Source organism: Methylobacterium nodulans ORS 2060 (assembly GCF_000022085.1).
GTDB classification, from domain to species: domain Bacteria; phylum Pseudomonadota; class Alphaproteobacteria; order Rhizobiales; family Beijerinckiaceae; genus Methylobacterium; species Methylobacterium nodulans.
Map to the genome: position 1 here is coordinate 2,470,005 of NC_011894.1, position 19,725 is coordinate 2,489,729.

20 protein-coding genes and 1 pseudogene are annotated in these 19,725 nt (G+C 67.5%); 10 read left to right on the forward strand and 11 right to left on the reverse strand.

Annotated features, from left to right (window positions below):
- Positions 1-68 precede the first annotated feature (68 nt).
- Together MNOD_RS11420 and MNOD_RS11425 are read left to right on the forward strand one after the other, a co-directional pair.
- The gene (locus MNOD_RS11420) at positions 69-1,424 is read left to right on the forward strand and encodes an MFS transporter (RefSeq protein ID WP_015929030.1); all 1,356 of its coding nucleotides are present in this window, start codon (positions 69-71) and stop codon (positions 1,422-1,424) included.
- 81 nt (positions 1,425-1,505) lie between these two features.
- Positions 1,506-2,348: a 3-oxoadipate:acetyl-CoA acetyltransferase gene (locus MNOD_RS11425; protein ID WP_015929031.1), complete on the forward strand. Its 843-nt coding sequence runs from the start codon at positions 1,506-1,508 to the stop codon at positions 2,346-2,348.
- A gap of 144 nt (positions 2,349-2,492) precedes the next feature.
- Here the strand turns inward: MNOD_RS11425 and MNOD_RS11430 are convergent, their stop codons facing one another.
- Positions 2,493-3,374: a hypothetical protein gene (locus tag MNOD_RS11430; RefSeq protein ID WP_015929032.1), complete on the reverse strand. Its 882-nt coding sequence runs from the start codon at positions 3,372-3,374 to the stop codon at positions 2,493-2,495.
- Between the two features lie 946 nt (positions 3,375-4,320).
- On the opposite strand from MNOD_RS11430, the gene MNOD_RS11440 reads away from it, so the two are divergent.
- Positions 4,321-4,563, forward strand: a complete 243-nt coding sequence (locus MNOD_RS11440) for a hypothetical protein (RefSeq protein ID WP_015929035.1) — start codon at positions 4,321-4,323, stop codon at positions 4,561-4,563.
- A gap of 318 nt (positions 4,564-4,881) precedes the next feature.
- Here MNOD_RS11440 and MNOD_RS11445 read toward each other — a convergent pair whose 3' ends face one another.
- On the reverse strand, positions 4,882-5,352 hold the full coding sequence (locus MNOD_RS11445) for a hypothetical protein (protein WP_244424709.1): 471 nt from the start codon (positions 5,350-5,352) through the stop codon (positions 4,882-4,884).
- A 217-nt stretch (positions 5,353-5,569) separates the two neighbouring features.
- On the opposite strand from MNOD_RS11445, the gene MNOD_RS11450 reads away from it, so the two are divergent.
- The 3 genes from MNOD_RS11450 (at position 5,570) to MNOD_RS11460 (ending at position 7,058) form a co-directional block, all read left to right on the forward strand.
- The gene (locus tag MNOD_RS11450) at positions 5,570-5,914 is read left to right on the forward strand and encodes a DUF3459 domain-containing protein (protein ID WP_043748542.1); all 345 of its coding nucleotides are present in this window, start codon (positions 5,570-5,572) and stop codon (positions 5,912-5,914) included.
- Positions 5,915-6,299: 385 nt separating this feature from the next.
- Positions 6,300-6,551 carry a recombinase family protein gene (locus MNOD_RS11455; protein WP_015929037.1) on the forward strand — a complete coding sequence of 84 codons (252 nt, stop codon included), beginning with the start codon at positions 6,300-6,302 and terminating at the stop codon, positions 6,549-6,551.
- Between the two features lie 273 nt (positions 6,552-6,824).
- Entirely contained in the window at positions 6,825-7,058 is a 234-nt protein-coding gene (locus MNOD_RS11460; RefSeq protein WP_015929038.1) for a hypothetical protein, read from the forward strand.
- 216 nt (positions 7,059-7,274) lie between these two features.
- On the opposite strand, the gene MNOD_RS11465 is transcribed toward MNOD_RS11460, so the two are convergent.
- The gene (locus MNOD_RS11465; protein ID WP_015929039.1) at positions 7,275-7,682 is read right to left on the reverse strand and encodes a winged helix-turn-helix transcriptional regulator; all 408 of its coding nucleotides are present in this window, start codon (positions 7,680-7,682) and stop codon (positions 7,275-7,277) included.
- Between the two features lie 91 nt (positions 7,683-7,773).
- Here MNOD_RS11465 and MNOD_RS11470 point away from each other — a divergent pair, with 91 nt between their 5' ends.
- Both MNOD_RS11470 and MNOD_RS11475 read left to right on the forward strand, forming a co-directional pair.
- Positions 7,774-8,340 (forward strand): NADPH-dependent FMN reductase, encoded by a 567-nt coding sequence (locus MNOD_RS11470; RefSeq protein ID WP_015929040.1) that lies wholly within the window; start codon positions 7,774-7,776, stop codon positions 8,338-8,340.
- A 704-nt stretch (positions 8,341-9,044) separates the two neighbouring features.
- The gene (locus MNOD_RS11475) at positions 9,045-10,772 is read left to right on the forward strand and encodes a cache domain-containing protein (RefSeq protein WP_043748543.1); all 1,728 of its coding nucleotides are present in this window, start codon (positions 9,045-9,047) and stop codon (positions 10,770-10,772) included.
- A 174-nt stretch (positions 10,773-10,946) separates the two neighbouring features.
- Here the strand turns inward: MNOD_RS11475 and MNOD_RS11480 are convergent, their stop codons facing one another.
- The 5 genes from MNOD_RS11480 to MNOD_RS11500 all read right to left on the reverse strand — a co-directional run bounded on the left by MNOD_RS11480 (position 10,947) and on the right by MNOD_RS11500 (position 15,722).
- Positions 10,947-11,927, reverse strand: coding sequence for an ABC transporter substrate-binding protein (locus tag MNOD_RS11480; protein ID WP_015929042.1), 981 nt, complete (start codon positions 11,925-11,927; stop codon positions 10,947-10,949).
- Positions 11,928-12,243: 316 nt separating this feature from the next.
- The gene (locus MNOD_RS11485; protein ID WP_015929043.1) at positions 12,244-13,530 is read right to left on the reverse strand and encodes an NAD(P)/FAD-dependent oxidoreductase; all 1,287 of its coding nucleotides are present in this window, start codon (positions 13,528-13,530) and stop codon (positions 12,244-12,246) included.
- Positions 13,531-13,553: 23 nt separating this feature from the next.
- Positions 13,554-14,285, reverse strand: coding sequence for an amino acid ABC transporter ATP-binding protein (locus tag MNOD_RS11490; protein ID WP_015929044.1), 732 nt, complete (start codon positions 14,283-14,285; stop codon positions 13,554-13,556).
- Entirely contained in the window at positions 14,282-14,935 is a 654-nt protein-coding gene (locus MNOD_RS11495) for an amino acid ABC transporter permease (RefSeq protein ID WP_015929045.1), read from the reverse strand. The genes MNOD_RS11490 and MNOD_RS11495 overlap by 4 nt, the downstream gene beginning before the upstream one ends.
- Positions 14,936-14,954: 19 nt before the next feature.
- Positions 14,955-15,722 (reverse strand): ABC transporter substrate-binding protein, encoded by a 768-nt coding sequence (locus MNOD_RS11500; RefSeq protein WP_015929046.1) that lies wholly within the window; start codon positions 15,720-15,722, stop codon positions 14,955-14,957.
- 1,095 nt (positions 15,723-16,817) lie between these two features.
- On the opposite strand from MNOD_RS11500, the gene MNOD_RS11505 reads away from it, so the two are divergent.
- Entirely contained in the window at positions 16,818-17,186 is a 369-nt protein-coding gene (locus tag MNOD_RS11505) for a DUF1476 domain-containing protein (RefSeq protein WP_015929048.1), read from the forward strand.
- A 429-nt stretch (positions 17,187-17,615) separates the two neighbouring features.
- On the opposite strand, the gene MNOD_RS11510 is transcribed toward MNOD_RS11505, so the two are convergent.
- Positions 17,616-17,834, reverse strand: a complete 219-nt coding sequence (locus MNOD_RS11510) for a helix-turn-helix domain-containing protein (protein ID WP_050783309.1) — start codon at positions 17,832-17,834, stop codon at positions 17,616-17,618.
- Between the two features lie 198 nt (positions 17,835-18,032).
- Positions 18,033-18,380 (reverse strand): annotated as a pseudogene (locus tag MNOD_RS11515) (IS66 family transposase); the annotation flags it as partial.
- A gap of 127 nt (positions 18,381-18,507) precedes the next feature.
- Here MNOD_RS11515 and MNOD_RS11520 point away from each other — a divergent pair.
- Positions 18,508-18,996, forward strand: a complete 489-nt coding sequence (locus MNOD_RS11520) for a cupredoxin domain-containing protein (RefSeq protein ID WP_015929049.1) — start codon at positions 18,508-18,510, stop codon at positions 18,994-18,996.
- 39 nt (positions 18,997-19,035) lie between these two features.
- Here the strand turns inward: MNOD_RS11520 and MNOD_RS11525 are convergent, their stop codons facing one another.
- Positions 19,036-19,506 carry an MgtC/SapB family protein gene (locus tag MNOD_RS11525; protein WP_015929050.1) on the reverse strand — a complete coding sequence of 157 codons (471 nt, stop codon included), beginning with the start codon at positions 19,504-19,506 and terminating at the stop codon, positions 19,036-19,038.
- Between the last annotated feature and the right edge of the window lie 219 nt (positions 19,507-19,725).

The window sequence follows — 19,725 nt, forward strand, 5'->3', positions numbered from 1 at the left end:
TGGCGCGCTTCGCCGGCGCGCTGGCGCGCCGGCGCAACAAGAAACCGGAATGCCAGAGGGATCAGGAAATGCCCCCGTCACGCACCATCGACATTCAGGACTTCATCGATCAGCACAAGGTATCCGGCTTCCAGGTTCGGATCGTCATGCTGTGCTTCCTCGTGGTAGCCATCGACGGTTTCGACACGGCCGCGATCGGCTACATCGCCCCGGCGCTGCGAAGCCAATGGCAGGTGAGCCAGGCGCAGCTTGCGCCGCTGTTCGGGGCCGGACTGTTCGGCCTGATGATCGGCGCCTTCCTGTTCGGCCCGCTCGCCGACCGCCTCGGCCGCAAGACGGTGCTGGTCGTGACCACCGCCTTCTTCGGGCTCGCGAGCCTCGCCTCCGCATGGTCGACCTCGATCGAGATGCTGACGGCGCTGCGCTTCGTCACCGGGCTCGGGCTCGGCGGCGCGATGCCGAACGCGATCACCCTCACCTCCGAGTACTGCCCCGAGCACCGCCGCTCCTTCCTCGCCATGGCGATGTTCTGCGGCTTCACGGTCGGCTCGGCGCTCGGCGGCTTTGCGGCCGCGCACCTGATCGCCGATTTCGGCTGGACCTCGGTCCTGGTGCTCGGCGGCGTCCTGCCGCTCGCCATCCTGCCGCTGCTCGTCATCGGCCTGCCCGAGTCGGTGCGCTTCCTGGTCCTCAAGCAGGCGCCGTCCGCCCGGGTGGCCCGGCTCCTCAACCGCATCGCTCCAAAGGCCGATCTGTCCGCGGCGACCTTCACGGGCATCGCCAAACCAAAGGGCTCACCGATCGGCCAGCTGTTCCAGCCGGGCCTCGTCGCCGGCACCCTGTGCCTGTGGCTCACCTTCTTCATGAGCCTGCTGATCTTCTACCTGCTGTCGAGCTGGCTTCCGACCATCATCAGCAGCGCCGGCCTGAGCCTCAAGGAAGCCTCCCTCGTCACCGTCATGCTGGCGACCGGCGGCACGGTCGGCGGGCTCGTGCTCGGTGCGCTGATGGACCGCGCGAACCCGCACGCGGTGCTCGGCCTCTCCTATCTCTGTGCGGCGGGTTTCGTGGCCCTGATCGGCAGCGCCACCGGTTCGGTCGTGCTCCTGGCTGTCGCGGTGTTCGGCGCCGGCTTCTGCGTCGCGGGCTCGCAAATCGGCATCAACGCGCTGTCGGCGAGCTACTACCCGACCGCGAACCGCGCCACGGGCGTAGCCTGGGCGAATGCGGTCGGCCGGATCGGGTCGGTGGTCGGCTCGATGGTCGGCGCCTCGCTCCTCGGCCTCGGTCTCGGGCTGCCGGCCACCTTCGGCCTCGTGGCGGTCCCGGCGCTCGTCGCGGCGATCAGCATCGTCCTCAAGGGCCGGCTCGGTGCTCCGGTGCTGCCCGTCGCGGCGCCGGCCCCGGCGGTCCAGGGCTCCTGAAGCGGCATCGCGCGCCGCCGCCTCCGCCCGACCCGGGACCGCAAGGATGCCCGGGTCCCCTTCCCACGGACATGTCCTCCGATGAGCTCTCTTTCTCCCGTGGTGATCGCGGTCGCGATCACCGGCTCGGTGCCGCGCAAGAAGGACAACCCGGCCGTCCCGATCCGGGTCTCCGAGCAGATCGAATCCACCCAGCAGGCGTTTGAGGCCGGCGCCACGCTGGTGCACATCCACGTGCGCAACGACGACGAGAGCCCCTCCTCCGATCCGGACAAGTTCGCCGCCGTGCAGGAGGGCGTGCGCCAGCACTGCCCGGGCATGATCGTGCAGTTCTCCACCGGCGGGCGCGGCCGCGACCCGGGCGCGCGCGGGCTGTCGCTGGTCCACCGCCCCGACATGGCCTCGCTCTCCACCGGCTCGGTCAACTTCCCCAGCATCGTCTACGAGAACCCCGCCTCGCTGGTCACCGAGCTCGCCACGCAGATGCGCACGCACGGGGTGCGGCCGGAGATCGAGATCTTCGACCTCTCGCATCTGCACGGGGCCAAGCGGCTGATCGAGGCCGGGCTGATGGACGCCGCGCCCCACGTGCAGTTCGTGATGGGGGTGCAGAACGCCATGCCGGCCGACGAGCACCTGCTCGACATCCTGCTGGCCGAGACCAGGCGCATCCTGCCGCAGGCGACCTGGACGGCGGCCGGGATCGGGCGCGAGCAGGCGCGGGTGATGGGCTGGGCACTGGCGCGCGGCGCGGATGCGGTGCGCACCGGGCTGGAGGACAACATCCGGATCAGCAAGGAGCGGCTGGCGGCGAGCAACGCCGAGCTGGTCTCGCTGGCGGCTGAGATGGTGGCCCGCCACGGCCGGCGCGTCGCCACCCCGGCCGAGGCCCGCCAGATCCTGAACCTCAGGCCGGCCGCCTAGGCTCCGGCGACATGGAGGCCGGCTCTTTGCAGACGAGGTGGCAGGCTCGGAATTGTCTGAAGGCTCCCGATCCTGTGGCCCGGCACCGTCGGGTGTCCTGTTGTGTCGGGATTGGCCGCGCTGGCGACCGCATCCGGCCTGTCGTCAGCGCAGGTCGGCCTCGGTAGGCGCGCGATCCCCGTGCTGACCGCCGGTGGCGGGTGCCGCCGCGTCCTCAGCGAGGTAGCAACCGTGGCCCCCGCATTTCGGGCAGGGGAGGGAGCTCAGGCGGCCATCCGGCTGGCGCACCCAAATCGCGCCCCAGCTCATGTGGCAATGGTCGCACCACTCCGCGCGGAGCACGGATGTGCCGGACGTGCCGTCCTGCGAGCGTCCGCATTCCCGCCCCGAGCCCGTTCTTGCTGTCTCCCTCTGGAACAGCGGCTGCGATCCGGTGCCCGAGGCGGGAGCGGATGGTGGGGGAGGGGCGGCGCAATGCGCACCGAACACCTCTCCTGCGCCGCCCCCTGATCCGTCGCAAGTGCGCGAGGCGGAGAGAGCGGCCAGGGCCTCGTCCCGCTGGCGGGTCAGCCGCTCGACGGCAGCCTCTGCGGCTTCGGTGCGGGCACGGAGGTCTGCGATCGTGGCTGCGTCTTCCGAGTGCGCCATGCGCAGAGAGATCGTTGTCTCCTGGGCGATGGCAAGGCTGTCGCGGAGGTCTGCGAGCGGGCCTGCAAGTATCCTCTGGGCGATCCTCCCGAGCGCATGCTGGACCGCGGTGTCGGGACCTCTCGGCGCGAGCCCGTCGAGTTCATCGTGGATGATGGTGGCGATGGCTTCGCGGAGGTCGCCGGTCGTCCGATGCTGGGCAGCCAGATCGCGCAGCGCGGCCCGTGTTTCCTCGATCGTGTCATAGAGCGGCGGATCGCCGAGAAGCGCGAGCGCCTCGATCGGCAGGCGCTCGCCGAACATTTCGACCAGCTCGGAGTGGGTGATCCTGCCGGCAGGCGCGACCTCCCCGCATTGCTTCGAGGCGGGCGAGGTCATGGCTGTGGCTCGGGGGCTTGACGGAGAGCGGCACGGCCGGCCTGCGCCACGCCCTGGCATGGAAGGGCGAGCGACGCCGCCTTTCCGCGATCCGGACGAGCGGCTACACGGCGCCACACCGTCTCGTCCCGCGGCGGGAGGTCATCCCGGGCGGCGGCCATGCCGGAGGGCAGGGCGGCCATGAAGATGGCGCGGGCAGGGTCAGCCGCCATGGTACGCCTCCCTGGGCAGGGAGGCGTGCGCTCCACCTGAGGGCGGAGTTACATAACCTCGGCGACCGCGAGTCCGAGCACGAGCAAGGTCAGCGCCCCGATCAGCGACCAGTTCCAGAGGTGGGATGGGTTCATCGGGTTCATGGCTGGCGGGGATTCTACACCCGTCCTCAGCCCCGATACAGAGGCACAGTTCCTGAAAAATGTTATGACGCCGGCAGCTGCGATGCGGCGACAGCGAGATTGCGTGCATGGTCCGCCTCCGCGACGAAGCCCGGTACCCCGGCCGCAATGCGCATGGCTCGATGGCGCTCGGCGCAGCGCTGTCTACGGGCGGCGGAGACTGTCGCATCCAGGGTATCTCCTGCTGCGGGTGAGGGATGAGCACCGGCCGGGTGGGGCGCCGGGCATCTGCACGATGATGAACTGCGCCAGGCTCGCCGGCTGGTAAAGATCAGCCTGAGCACATCCTGATGCGCAGCCGGGGCGCTGAGGGCTCCGACGGGGTCGGGCGCATTCTACGGACCTGCTTCCCTGCCAGCTGGCCAAACCCGGAGGCGGTCGGGACCGTCTGCGCGCCTCCTCCTTGGGGCGGGCGAAATGATGCTGGAGCGGGTACGCAGACGCCGCGTAAGAGAATGGCTTAAGCTTTCGTTAATTGCACGCACCGCGCGATTGGCACAACTTGAAGACAAATTCGTTGACGCCTCGCAGATATGCCGGGGAGGCTGGTCATGAGCCGCAACATACAACCCGCGTACGCGACGCTCTCCATCAATGGGGCGACCTTGCGCGGACGCGTCCTGGTCTCAGGGCAGAGGCAAATTTTGCAAAAAACAGAAAATACGGCACGAAAAACATTCGAGTTTTATCTTATCGATTTCGGCGAGGCGTGCGTGCCGGTCGAACTGTGGCTGGTCGCCGATGATGATCGGCCGGCAGGGCAGGGCTGCGGCGAGGTCCCCGCCTGGCGGTAGACGCAGCTTGCAGCTCACACAGCCGGAGAACCAGCGGCATCGCGATGGCCCGTAGGGACGGCAGCGGTGGCTATGCTTTCAGCGTTGCAGCCCGCCTCGCCGGCACACCGCGACGCTGACGGGCCCCCTGGTGCGGTCATAGGCCGATGCCGGGCCCGTGATAGAATTCTGGTGGTTCACCGCCGGAACTGCGCGGCCGGTTTCCGCTCCGGCTGCTAGAGCCGTGATCCGACCCAAGGGGTCGGATCACGGCTCTTCAGTTTTTGATTTGTCGCGCTCTCTTGCGCCGAACCGACGTCCACTTCGGCGGGGAGCGCTCTAGCAGCCGTCGTTTCCGCCCTGATTGCCCGGCAGTTCGTTCACTCCCACGTTGTTCATGGCGCCTACCGTCTTCGGTGAGCTGGGTTGTTGACCGCCAGCCATGTTCTTGGTGGAGCGATCCACGTTCGAACTCTTGTCGTTCGAGGCTTGCTGCCCTTGGCCCTGCTCCGCCATCGTCGGCTTGCCCTGAGCCTGGAGCGTCACATCAGCCGGCGAGGTCGCTCGACCGGCTGCCGCGTTGTTCATGGCACCCACCGTCTTCGGTGAGCTGGGCTGCTGGCCGTCCGCCAGGTTCTTGGTGGACTGATCGGCGCTCGAGCTGGTCGGGTTCGACGCTTGCTGTCCCTTGCTTCCGGTGCTGCCCGTCGTTCCTGTCACACAAGGGCCCGCGAGAGCCGAGGCCGTGGCAAGGGTCAGAATGGCGGCTGCGCTGATCAGTGACGAAGCTGTCCGCATGGCATCCTCCATGGCTGCGATCCGTGGGGACATCGCATCTGCCCCGGCGCGGTTCCTCCGAAGGGCAGGGGCAAGATGCCAATCCAGCAATTGAATTGCGTACGATCTTTATGGATCGGTCGCTGTGCCGGCCGGTCAGGATTGCAGAGTCTGGCCCTTGCCCCTTCAGCGCTGGCGGTTGGTGGCTCGCAGCCGACCATCAAGGCTGCGAGTCACACAGACGGAGCCGATGAGAGAGATTGCGGACAGGCTCGATGAGGAGAGCCCCAACGATGCGTCCTCCCTGCACGACCGCGGCCGCCTGATCGGCCTGCGGCGCGACAGGTCGGAACTGCAGGCCGGCCGCTACCGGCGACTGCTGAGTGAAGGCGGCGTGCTGGCCTTTGCGCGATGGCAGGGACGGTCGGGGCTGGTCGTGGTGCTGAACCTCAGCGCCTCGGACGTGACCCCAGCTCTGACCTGCCGCGGCAGGATCATCCTCGGCACCGATCTCGGCCGGAAGGGCGAGAGGATTGAGGACCAAGTCTCGCTGTCTCCGCACGAGGGCGTGATCGCCGCGGCCGAGGGCGGATGAGCCAAACGACCAGCCGCGGCTCGTACTCGCCCGTCACAATCGATCTCACACCAGCTTCCCACGCCCACGCGACGGACAGGGGAGTGTGACATTCCTACTTGGCCCAGGTGAGACACTTTGATTCGCATAAGGTATGTTATGGAACGAAGACATGCTCAGACTGCCGGTTGAGCAAGCGTCGCATAGGGTCGCATCGCCCCTAAGAGCAAGATTTCATGAGGGCGGCTCAGAACGACGAGCTTGCCCGGCGTGCCGGTGAACGTGCAACGGCGCCACTACGCGACAGTCATGCCGCCGAACCTGCCGCGCGCGCGGCAATCCGGCATTGTGGAGCAGCAGTCGAGATGATAGCTGGGGCGCGAGGGGGGTCTCGGATGAGAGACCAATGCAAGTCCAAAACAAGTTCGACAAGCTGAGGCGGTCGCGGAACAAAGGCGTCCAGACCAGCGTGACAATACGCGCCGCAGCCGCGGCGCAAAGGGCGGCTGTGACTATTCCGATCATCCGCGAGGTGCAGGCGGCGGGGGCCACAAGCTTGCGTGAGATTGCGAATGCCCTCAACGATCGCGGAATCCAGACTGCGCGGGGGAAGTCCTGGAGCGCGGTCCAGGTGCAGCGCGTGTTGCAACGGGTCTGACCATCGGTTCCCCAACCGCCATCAGCGCCCGAAAACTGTCCCGGGTGCTGCGAGCCGGACCGGAGAGTGAGAGCGGGCCGGGACTGCCTTCGACGGAGCGAGCCTCCCAGCCAGAGAGGCTCGCCTGCGAGGTTCTTCCGCAGGTCGGATGACCGCACGCCGCGTAGTCTGGGGCAGCAGAGAGTGTACGCTCAAATACACTCCATGAAATCACTTTCTTGCCACGAAGCTGGGCCATTAGCTGCTTCAACCTGAGCAGATGAGTCGGGCGAGATGGACTTTGTAGAGCAGCGCGAACGCGCGCAGGAAGCGTGGGAGTTCGCCTTGGGGCATCTCGTGAGCAAAGGCTGCGATGAAGCCGTGGCCCTGGAAACGATGGCTGAAGTCGCGCTCAGAACCTATGCCGACCGCCAGGGCGCGGCGGCGGCCGCAAGCTATCTTCGGTCGCTTGCGCAGCAGGTCGAGGATGACGAGTGCAGGTTTGCGGCGGCGCTGATGCGCGGTTGAATAGCCGAACCGGAAGCCGGCAAGCTCCATACGCGGACCACGTCGTCTCCCTGCCCTGCCCTCCCGCGATGCGGACGCTCGCCGTGATCACGTGCCGCTTCGGCCACCGGCTCGGGACGCTTTTGTGAAGCCGCGGCGAGGTGGCGATAGGGCGGCTCCCTCCCGCAGGGCGAAGCGGCCGCGAGGGCGGCGGCAGGTCGAGACCGTGCGCCGCCGCTATTCGGCGGCGTCCCGTCGGGTCCTCTCCCATCCGGTGCCAGGCCCATGCGCGTCGAAGCGCTGCCGCGCCGCCTCGATGGCAGGGAGATGCTCCCGCGCCCAGAGACCCAGCGCCCGGACCGGTTCGAGGAGCGAGCGCCCCATGGGCGTCAGCTCATAGCTCACAGCGGGCGGGACGGTGGGAAACAGGGTGCGGCTCACGAAGCCGTCACGCTCCAGGCCGCGCAAAGTCAGCGTCAGCATGCGCTGCGAGATCCCGCCGACCCGCCGCTTCAGCTCGTTGAAGCGCAGCGATCCGTCCCCCAACGCCATCACGACCAGGATCGACCACTTGTCGCCGATCCGCTGCAGGACCGGTGCGATTCGCCGGCACTCGGCGGGCACATGGATGTCACTGTCGCTCACGGATGTGCCTCCTTGTGCGGCCCCCTGCCGAACTCGTATCCGATAGGCACAAACAGTAACTGCTCGCGGCTCTGCCGAGAAGGAGATCGCCTTGTCCCTCAAGCTCCACGTCATCATCGGTTCCACCCGGCCGGGACGGATCGGGCCGAGCATCGCCCGCTGGTTCGACGGCTATGCCCGCCGCCATGGCGCTTTCGAGCCGGTTGTGGTCGACCTCGCGGAATTCGATCTGCCGCTCTTCAACGAGCCGAAACATCCGCGGGCGCAACAATATGAGCATGAGCACACGAGGCGGTGGTCGCACAGTGTGGCGGCCGCGGATGCCTACGCGTTCGTGACGCCCGAGTACAATTACGGCACGTCGCCGGCGCTGCTGAATGCGCTCGACTACCTGGTGGTCGAATGGGGCTACAAGCCCGCGGGCGTGGTCAGTTACGGCGGCGTGTCCGGCGGGCTGCGGGGTGCGCAGCACCTGAAGCAGACCCTCGCGACCCTGAAGATGGTGACGCCGCCCGAGGGGGTCGGGATCCCGAACGTCGGCGGCCATTTGAAGGATGGTGCCTTCGTCTCCAATGAGCTGATCGATCTCAGCGCCAAGACGATGCTGGACGAACTCAGCCGCTGGGCCGCGGCGCTGAAGCCCATGCGCGCGGCCTGAGCGCGAGCAATCCGTCAGTCGCGCCGGCAGGCGCGTGAGCCGGCGCATCCTGCGGCGGCTCTCAAGCCTTGATGTGACGCGCTCCCTGACGCCGAACCGGCCTCCACTTCGGCAGGGAGCGCTCTAGAGCAGGATCCGTTCACGGTGGAACGGATCCTGCTCTAGCTCTTTGATTTTGCCGCATTGTCTGCGACGAACCGGGATCCACTTCGTCGGAAAATGCTCTAGCCCCATGGGGCTAAGCCGCCAGCCAAGCCAGCGACACCTGAAACCATCGTGATCGCCGCTGCGGCTTCGGGCCTGCCGGCCTGCGGTCAAGCTGGAAAAGTTGACGGCCGGCGACTTCTGTCAAGATTCGGCGAGTTTATCGATTGCTCTGCGTCGCCGAACTGGAAAAATTGCAAGTCGATATTGATCCTGTCAGATGACATTGTGTCGTGATGGATCGCCGCCGGTCGGCACGAGAGCCGGGCCCGAGCTGCCGCCGGGTCGGGCCGCATCGCCGATGCCTGTCGCGCGGCGCTCCCTTGCGCCGGGGCGGCCTCCATGTCGGCGACAGCGCTCCAGCCTGGTCGAACCAGCCGCCCCTTCGCACCGACGGGGTCTTCGGACCAACGATGCCCGACACTCGGCCGATGCCGCCGATGAGGGAAGCGAGGGAGGCCGGATATGCAGCCAGCGCATCCGGGCCGGGCAAGCCGACCATGACACAAGCGTCGGCACCAACGCCCCGCTCCATTGCCCGCAAGTACTTCCTTGCGTTCTTCGCTGCGGTGGTCGTGCCTCTCTTCGCGAACGGGATCGTGGAGGCGTGGTTCGGCTACCGCGATCAGCGCGCTCAGCTGAACGAACTGCTCGGGGTCGAAGCGCGTGCGGCCGCCTCCCGCATCCAGAGCTTCATCGACGGCATCAGGGATCAGCTCGGCTGGATGGTCCAGCTTCCCTGGACCGCCGGATCCGACGATCGGCAGCGGCTGGATGCCTTGAGGTTGCTGCGACAGGTGCCGGCCGTCATGACTCTCACGGTGGTCGATGGCACCGGCAAGGAGCGCCTGCGCGTCTCCCGCGTCGGCCTCAATCAGATCGGGAGCGGGGTCGACCGCTCCGCGGAGGCGGCGGTTCTCGGCGCCAGGGCGGCGCGGGTCTGGTACGGCCCGGTGACCTTCTATCGCGGCTCCGAGCCCTTCATGACGATTGCGGTTGCGGGCAACCGCGCCTCGGTCGGGATCGCGATCGCCGAGATCAACCTGAAGCTGATCTGGGATGTCATCTCGGCCATTCGCGTCGGGCAAACCGGCCAAGCCTTCGTGCTGGACGATCCAGGGCGGCTGATCGCGCATCCCGACATCAGCCTCGTGCTGCGCGGGGGCGACGAGGCGGTCGCTCGCCCCCTGTCAACGCTCCGCGATGTGATCCGAGCGGCTGGCGACAAGTCGGCAATCGGCAAGGATGCGTCAGGCTCTGCCGTCATCGCGGCGATGGCGCCGATCCCGGGCGTCGACTGGACGGTGATCGTCAGTCAGCCCCTGGTGGAGGCGTTCGGCCCGATCTACGGGGCGCTCTGGCGCACGGGAGCATTGCTGCTCCTCGGCATGGCCTTTGCTGGCGCCCTCGCCTTCTGGCTCGCCCGGCGGATGACGGGTCCCATCCGGCTGCTCGAATACGGGACGGAGCAGATCGGCGCCGGACACCTCGACCACCGCATCGAGATCGCCTCGGCGGACGAGCTCGGCCGGCTCGCCGCCCGCTTCAACGCCATGGCGGGCGAGCTCGCCCTCTCCCAAGAGCGGCAGGAGCGCATCGCGCGGCTCAAGCGCTTCCTGGCTCCCCAAGTTGCCGAACTCGTCGACCGCACCGGCGACGACGGCGTGCTCGAGGCGAGACGCGTCGAGGTCGCGGTGATCTTCGGGGATCTGCGCGGCTTCACCGCCTTCTCGGCGAAAACGCCGCCCGATGACGTCATGCAGGTTCTGGCGGAGTACTTCACGGCGCTCGGCCGGGTGATCACCACCCACGGGGCCACCCTGACCTCGTTCACCGGCGATGGGCTCATGGTGCTGGTCAACGCTCCCGTATCCTGCCCCGACCCTGGCTTGACCGCCGTTCGGCTGGCGATCGGCATGCAGGATGCCGTCCAGCCGCTCGTCGCGGAGTGGCGGGCCAAAGGTTACGCCATCGGGTTTGGTGTCGGCGCCGCGATGGAAACCGCAACGGTCGGACGAATCGGATACGAGGACAGGTGCGACTACACGGCGATCGGACCGGTGGTCAATCTCGCGGCGCGGCTCTGCTCGGCCGCGGAGGACCGGCAGATCCTGATCGACGCCGTTCTGTTCCAGAATGCGCGCGATTGTGCGGAGATCACCCCGCTCGGGGCGCGACAGCTGAAGGGGCTGGCCTCCGGGGTCCCGGTCTTTGCAATCCTGCGCTGAACCAGATGATGTCAACGGTCATACCATCGGTCATTTTCATGTGACCGGTGGTTCCGCTCTCGCATTGTCGCCAAGCCTCTGACAAAGCCTTTGGCTTGGTGTCGACGATCCGAGATGAGTCAACGGTCCGCTGCGTCAGCAGCCCGGACCGTTGCTATTCACTACCCGTCGGGATCACTCGATCACGACATCGGCGATGGAGATCAGCGACGGCGGGACGGTCAGACCAAGGCTGTCGGCCGCCTTCAGGTTGATGAAGAGCTCGACTTTCGTCACGAGCTGGACCGGCAGGCCGGACGGCCTCTCGCCCTTGAGGATGCGTCCGGCATAGATCCCGGTATGCCGGTGGGACTGCTCGAAATCGCCGCCGTAGCTCATCAGGCCGCCAGCGTTGGGAAAGTCGCGCGACTGGGTGATCGCCGGCACGGCGTGGCGAGCCGCGAGCGCAGCCAGCTGCTGACTGCGATACGCGAAGTAAGGGTCGGAGGTGAACACGAGGCCGCCCGCCCGCAGCCGGGGCACGGCTGTGAACAGGGCTTCGAACTCCTGTTCGGTGCTGGCGTGCAACGCATGGAGCTCAACCCCGAGGCTGGTCGCGGCTCTCTGGAGGTCCCTCACCTGCGACTTCGCGGTGGGACTGGTCGGGTTGACCGCAACGGCGAATGCGCCGGCGCTCGGGAGCAACTCGTGCATGAACTCCAGCCGCTTCGGAGTGACCCCGACGCTCAGGCTCGAGACCCCGGTGAGATTTCCCTCCGGCCGGGCCAGGCTGCCCACCACGCCGAGCGCGATCGGGTCGCCGCCCAGCTCGAAGACGATCGGGATCGTTGTGGTGGCCGATCGTGCAGCAAGCACGATCTCTGCACCTCCGGGCGCGACGATGACGGCGACCTGCCGATTCACCAGATCTGCCGCGAGCCTCGGCAGCTGATCGTAGCGGCCTTCGGCCCACCGGAACTCGATCGCGACATTGCGGCCCTCGGCATAGCCGGTCTCGGCCAAACCTTCGCGGAACGCGTGCAGGCGACTGGCGTAGCGCCCCGGCGATTCGGGGCCGAGATACCCGATGACCGGCACGGCCGGCTGCTGCCCGCTCGCCGGGAGCGTCCATCCGGCGAGGCCACCAAGCAACGCGATGACGTCGCGCCGTCTCATCCGACCGGCATTTCGACGAATGGGCGGAATCGGCGCAGAGGATGGCCATCGATCCCGCTCCCATGACCGAGACTCTCTGGAAGGGCCATGTGCATCCCTCCATCCGTCACCCGGATCCGGCAGCTGTACCGCGATCCGGACGGCTGCGCGTGTCGCCCACCCGAATTGTCTTCGCTGCCGCGCATTCCGCTCTGGAAGCGCCGATTGATCGACCGCTTCCGAATTCTTGGACCGGATTCGCACCGACCTCAATGATGCTGGTGCGCTTCGGGCGTGGCCGACACCGGCCCGCCGGTCGCGGCGCGAAAGCGGGTTCCTACAGGCCGCCGTCGGTGATGCGGTACCAGGCGATCACCGCGGAGGCGTAGACGCGGTGCAGGCTGTGGAGCGGGAGCGGCCGCACCGGGCTGAAGGGGAGCGGCAGAGCACTGGCGTCGCCCGTCGCCATATAGGCGGCGATGGCCCGGCCCATGCTCGACTGGAGCCCGACGCCCCGACCCTGGCAGCCGATGTCGATGACGAGCCCCGGGACCGGCTCGTGCAGGTGGGGCAGGAAGTCCCGGGTGATCGCAACCCGGCCACACCAGCGGTGGTCGAATCCGACATCCGCGGCCTGCGGGAAGATCTTGGCCACGATCCGCTCCAGATGCGCCCAATCCGCGGCGCCGCGCGGCTCGCGGAAGGGGCCGCGCCCGCCCATCAGCAGCCGGCCGGTATGGTCGAGGCGGAAATACAGCAGGAGCTTGCGGGTGTCGGAGGAGACCTGCCCCTCGGGCAGGATCGAGCGGCGCAGGTTGTCCGAGAGCGGCTTCGTCGCGACCTGGAAGGAATTCGCCGCGATGATCGTGCGCGCGAGGCCCGGCCACAATCCGCCAGTATAGCCGTTCGTGCAGATGACCACCTTGTCGGCGCGCAGATCCGGGCCGTGCGCCGTGTGCAGAACGAAGGCCCCGTCCCGCCGGTCGATGGCTGTGACCGGCGTCTGCGTGTGGATCGCGGCGCCCGCCTGGAGCGCCGCGCGCGCCAGGCCGTGGGCATAGCTCAGCGGCTGGACCGCCCCGCCGCGCCCGTCGAGCCAGCCTCCGAGATAGCGCGGGCTGCCGAGAAGCCGGTCGGTCTCGGCCTTGTCGAGGACCCGCACGGGCGCGCCCCGGCGCGCCCACTGCTCCGCCCGCCGCTCCGCCTGGGTGAGCCCCGCCGCCGTGTGGGCGCCCTGGATCCAGCCCGTGCGCGTGTGGGGCACGTCCATGCGGTGGCGCGCGATGAGGTCGAACACCGTGTCGGCGGTCGCGCCCGCGAAGGCGGCGAGCCGCTCGCCCCGCTCGGGCCCGAACTGAGCGACGAGTTCATCCGGATCGTATTTCAGCCCCGGAATCACCTGCCCGCCATTGCGGCCTGATCCCCCGAAGCCGATCTCGCGCGCCTCCAGCACGACCGGCTTCAGCCCGGCCTCGGCGAGGTGCAGGGCCGTCGAGAGGCCGGCATACCCCGCCCCGATCACCGCCACGTCCGCCCGCCCGGAGGCGTCCAGGGGCGCTGTCGCGGGCGCGGGCGCGGCCGTCGTGGCCCAGAGCGAGGGTTGGAGCGGAAACGGTTCGGTCATGGATCAGCCTATCATGGGACGGCCTACATGGGGTGGAGCACGCGGCGCAGGAAGTCGCGGGTGCGGGGATGCTCGGGGGCCGTGAGGACGGAGCGGGCCGCCCCCTCCTCGACGATGACGCCGCCGTCGAGGAAGAGGACGCGGTCGGCCACCTCGCGGGCGAAGCCGATCTCGTGCGTGACGACGACCATCGTCATGCCTTCCTCGGCGAGCGCCCGCATGACGCCCAGCACCTCGCCGACGAGTTCCGGATCGAGCGCTGAGGTCGGCTCGTCGAACAGGATCGCGTCCGGCCGCATGGCGAGCGCGCGCGCGATCGCGACCCGCTGCTGCTGTCCGCCCGAGAGCTGGGGCGGATGGGCCTCCTCCTTGCCGGCGAGCCCGACGCGGGCCAGGAGGTCCCGTCCGCGCGCGACCGCCTCGGCCCGGCTCTCGCCCTTCACATAGACGGGTCCCTCGATCACGTTCTCCAGGGCCGTGCGGTGGGGAAACAGGTTGAAGCGCTGGAACACCATCGAGACCTGGATCCGCACCGCGCGGATCGTCCGGCTGGCCCGGTCGACCCGCTGCCCGTTCACGCGGATCTCGCCGCCATCATAGGCTTCGAGCCCGTTGATGCAGCGCAGAAGCGTCGACTTGCCGGAGCCGGACGGGCCGATGACGCAGACCACCTCGCCGCGCGCGATCCGTGCGGTGATGCCCTTGAGCACCGGCACCGCACCATAATGCTTCCTCACGCCGTCGAGCTCGATCATGGCCGCCCTGTCCGCTTCTCGAAATGGCGCACGATCAGGATCAGCGGCAGGCTCAAGGTCAGGTACATCAGAGCGACGAGGGTGAACACGCTGGTGTTCTTGAAGGTCGCGGAGGCGATCAGCTTGCCCTGGAGGGCCAGTTCCGCGACCGTGATGGTCGAGGCCTGGGAGGAATCCTTGAGCATCATGATCATGACGTTGCCGTAGGGCGGCAGCGCGATGCGCAGCGCCTGCGGCAGCACCACCCGCCGCATGGTCAGGCCCCAGCCCATGCCGATGGTCTGGGCCGCCTCGATCTGGCCCTTGTCGATCGCCTCGATCGCGGCCCGGAAGTTCTCGGCCTGGTAGGCCGAGTAGGCGAGGCCGAGACCCAGCACGCCCGCCTGCACGGCGGTGAGCGCGATGCCGAAATCCGGCAGCACGAAGTAGATGTAGAAGAGCTGGACGATGATCGGGATGCCCCGGATCACGTTGATGAACGTCGCGCTCAGCCCCGACAGCAGGGGGATCCCCGAGACCCGCATCATCGCCCAGACGAGCCCGAGCGCCGTCGAGACGACGAGCGAGCCGACCGTGATCAGGATCGTGAGCTGCACGCCCTGAAGCAGGATCGGAACGAATTCCCGGGCATCCGCAAGGAAGCTCTCCATGAGACGGTGCGAGCCCGGCTCAGGACGGGTTCACGGAGGGCTTGAGGCCCCACTTCTCCAGGATCCTGGCGAGTTCGCCGCTCTGCTTGATCCTGGACAGCGCCGCGTCGATCTTCGCGCGCAGCTCGGAATCCTCCTTGCGTAGGCCGATGCCGACCGAACCGACGACGGTCGGCTTGTAGGACTCGACGAGCCGGACGTTCGGGAACAGGCCCTGCTTGAGGTTGTAGGCGAGGATCGGCCCGTCGGCGAAACCGGCCTTGAGCCGCCCCGCATTCACGTCGCGCAGGATGTCGGGGATCGTATCGTAGATCTTGACCTCGGCGAAGAGGCCGGACTTCTTGAGCGGCTCGACGAAGGCGGTGCCGACCTGGACCCCAACCGTCTCGCCCTTGAGGTCGGCGAAGGTGACGTATTCCCGCGTGTCGGACTTCGGCACGATCATCCCTTCGCCGTAAGTGTAGACCGGCTCCGAAAAGTCGATCACTTCCTTGCGGGGCGGCGTGATGAACATCGCGGCCGAGATGATGTCGATCTTCTTGGCGGTCAGCGCGGCGATGAGGGTCGAGAACTGAAGCGGCTCGACCTGGACCGCGAAGCCCGCCTCGCGCCCGACAGCCGTGATGACGTCGACCATGACGCCCTGGATGGTGTTGGTCTTGGTGTCCAGGAAGGTGAAGGGGATACCGGTGGGCGTCGAGCCGACCTTCAGGGTCGTCTGGGCCACGGCAGGGCCCGCAAGGCCGAGCGCGAGGGTTGCGCAGGCGGCCTGAATGAGACGCTTCATCTCCATGCTCCTGATCGGGGCGGACGCGCCCGGAGGCGGGCCTCCGCGGCCGTGAATCTCACTGACGCGATCATTTGGGCATACTCGGCTGAGTGGCGCAATGAGCAAAACAAATCAAAGGCTTATCCACAAGTCGCGGGATCGTGCCCGTCCCGGCCGGCAAAGCCGCCCTCGCCCTGCCCCCGCACCGCCCGGCCGCCGGATCAGGCACGTGAGGACTGCAGGAGGGTGAAGCTTGGCGGAACGCGCGCAGGCTCGCCGGCGGCGAGTATCCCGCCCTCGACGCTCTCCGGCGCCGGTCGCTTCGCGGGTGATGCCAACGGGTCATGGTCGATGCCCGTTGGATTGATGTCAGGACCGGAAGGCGGAGCCCGAGCTGGCCGGACGACGGCCCGGATGATCGGAGGCCGGACGTGAGGATGTCCTCGCAGATCCGGCATCGATCCGCGCTTGGCCGCTTGCGGCAGCCGGCGCAGACATCGACGGGAGGGCCTGCCCGACCCGGATCCGAACCGCAGGCCGGATGCTCGGTTCCGAACCGCGGCAAGTTCCACAATTGCAACACACCACCGCATACCATTCAGGGCCGGTTGAACTGTGCATCGCAATTTGGGATACTATGAACCTGCACAGCCGCGATGGCATCGCGGCTGTGCCTGCCCTCTTTGGGCGTTTCCTCCCTAGACTTCCGGCCGTCTCGCAAAGGGCGGCCTTTTTTCTGGCTAGGCGCGAGGGTGATAACCGAGAGCCTCGTCGGTTCGCAACCCCCTTCGATGCAAAATTGTGCGCCAAGGGGCCGCGGGCGGCATTTTCCTGCGCATCCGCCTGAGCCTTGGCGCGACGGCCCGAACTCACGGGCCAGGTGACGATCCTCGACCGCTCCGGACCGGTGCCGGAGAACTCTGCCGTGATGGCCGCGGCCGGGTCAGTGCCCGCCGCCGTCCTTGCCCGCCTCCGACGAGCCCTTGTGCGAAAGTACGTCGTCGCGCAGCCTGCAAGCTCACGCGGCAATTGCGCGTCCTGCGCCATAACAAATGTCATTGCTGGAAGCTTACTCGATGCTGGAGCCTGCATCGCAATCAGGGAGGAATATTAATGCTTAAAGCTTTCGAGGAGCGCGAGCGAGCAGCTGAGCTTCTTTTTGTCAGAGGCGAGGAGATGCGTTTCGCGGCTCATTGCTATGCAGTCCGGTCGCTTGCAGCTTACGCGATGAGAAAGCTCGGTGTGGATGGACAGACATCTGAGGCTTATGCCCGCGCCCTGATTGCCACCCTGATCGAAGGCGTTGCGGACGATGAGGCCCTGATCACACGCGTCCAGGCCGACCTGGCAGCAAACGGTGTCGATGTTCCTCTTGCCGAGCTTCGCATCGAACTGATGCGCTCGACAGCGCAGACAGCCGGCGCCGCAGGCCTCATGTCAGCCGAACTGAATCAAAGCTCAAGAAGCCAGCCTGTTGTGTAGCACGCAGACACAATCGAGAATTGGAGATGCCCGAGCCGGCTTCGGCGAGGTTCGGCCGCGTCCCGTCTTGAACCCTGCCCGCGGATCGGTGGCCGGACCGCCCGGGTGGGGCGAGCCGTGACCGGACGAGACGGGATCTGGCGAGAAAGCCCCTGCCGCAGGCAGGGCCGGGCGGGGCTGACGATGGACGGTCACCCCCCGGTCCTGGCCGCCCGCATGCCGACGACCACTCGGCGAACCGCCCCGCCCTCCGGCGGTCATCCGCGGATGGATGATGCCACTGGTCATCGGCTTGCGCCCTGCTGAGGGTCGGTCTCAATCCGCCCGCAAGAGTGCTCCCCGCCGAAATGAGCACCGGTTCGGCGCCAGGGAGCGTGTCACCTCAAGACCTGAGAGCCATGATCCGACCCAATCGGGGCAGGCACGGCTCTAGTTCAACTTGGCGTCCGTGCATTTCTCGGCGTCTACGATGTCTTTGTAAATTGGAAGGTAGATGCCAACCTTCTTGTATTCGGAAATTTTATTGCGAATCGTTCTAACTGATACGCCAAGCAGCTTGGCTGCATGGGTGCGATTGCCGCGGCAGCGAATGAGGGTTTCGATCACGAGCCTGCGTTCGGCATCCGCTATAGTGGTCGCTTGCGCCATGCTGTTCTCCTCATAAAGATCGAGGACACCCCTGGACGTTGTCAGTTGATTGCGCGGAGAAGCTGCGTTGCTATGATTAACAATTCGTTAAAGTCGGTCGGAGTTTCTGGACAACGGTGGTCGTTGCGGGTCCGCAGTGGAATGTACGCCCACGGACATATTGATTCGCAGTAATTACCCACGCCCGTGAGAGCGGGATCAAGCGCCGATGGTCTTGAGGATGGTGCCGAAGGTGTCGGCACCCGAGAGGCGGGCGGTGTCGACGACCGTACGCACGTCCGCCTCGCCTTCGGCCGCCCACAAGGCCCGGTCGCCGTTCGTCACCTTCCGCTGCACGACCGTCGGGCGCAGCGCCCGCTGGCAGGCGGTGTTCGTGACCGCCACTCGGCCGGGATGAGCGAGGAAGACCAGAAGCTGGTCGCGAGCCCGGCTGATCTTGGCCTGCAAGGCGAGCGTCAGGCCGCGCGGCACCGGATCCTTACTCACCTCGACCGCGTAGGCGACGTCACGCGCCAGATGCGCCAAGCAGGTCTGATGACGCACACCGCACCGGAGAGTTGGGGGCGCCCTCGACCCGGTGCCGCGAAGCGGGCCTTCGTGTCGCGGCCGGCAACATCGCGTCGGCTGCAACGTTCTGGCCTGCGAGATCACCTCCAGCCGGACGGAGCCAACCATGATTCCGAACTCCTCTCTGGCCAGGCCGCGGCGCCTCCGCGTCGCGATCGCCGCTGCCCTGCTCATCGGCGCCGGGACGGCCCTGCCCGCCGTTGCGGCGAACGACCTTCCGCCCCCGACGGCGGGCGGCGATGTCATGCCGCCCGTGAAGGTGACCATCACGTCCGAGAACGGCGCGGCCAAATGCGATCCGGCGGAATTGCGCCTGCCCGCCAACAGCAACGTCGCGCTCCAGGTGACCAACCAGTCCGATGCGCGCGTCACCATCACGGCGCCGCAGATCTTCCAGAACAAGAACGTCCTGCACCACGACGGCGACGTGGTCCACGTCGCGAGCAACGACGGGTACCTGATCAAGGCCAGGGGCACGGGCGAGATCCGGATCCGGACCATCGCGCCCGGCCAGTATACCTATGGCTGCACCAGCATCACCGAGCAGAGCAAGCCGTTCGAAGGCAAGCTGACCCTGGTCGATCCGGCCCGCTGAGGCAGGGCCGCCCTCCGGGGATCGCCCGCCTCCCGACCGTCAGGGCTCCTCCTCGTCCGGGCGCGACAGGCCGAACCGGTTGAGAAACCGGAGCAGCACGAGCACGACCAGGCACAATCCCATCGCAACGGCGAGCAGCATGAACTGGGCCGCGCCCGCCACGATCCCGGCCGAGGCCGCAAACCAGATGCTCGCCGCCGTGGTCAGGTTCTTCACGCTGCGCCGCGCGACGAAGATCATTCCGGCTGCGATGAAGCCGATCGCCTGCGCCAGGCCCTGGATCACCCGGAGCGGATCCGCCTCGCCGCCCTGTTCGCGCACCGTCGCATAGAGGCTGAGCGCCGAGGTGGTGATCAGAGCCGAGCTGAGGCTGACGAGCGCATGCGTGCGCAGGCCGGCATCCTTGCCGCGCATCTCCCGCTCGATCCCGAGCAGCAGGCCGCACAGCGTCGCCGCCCCCAGCCTCAGGAGCACGTCCGCGAGCGGAAGGGCGGTCGCGTCCGGCAGCATCAGGGGCCGCGCCCCGGCCCGGGATCCGCGCCCGGAACGACGACCGGGACCGCCGCGCCGGTCCGGCGCCGCGGCCAGGGCGCGGTGATGAGATCGTGTTGCGGGAGCATCGATCGGCCTCCGCCGGGCGCTGCGCAGCCTGATTGTCTGTCGGATGCTTCTATAAGCGTTCGGCAGGCACGGGGCACCCGCCGGGGCGGGCCTCGTCTGGGCCGGGTG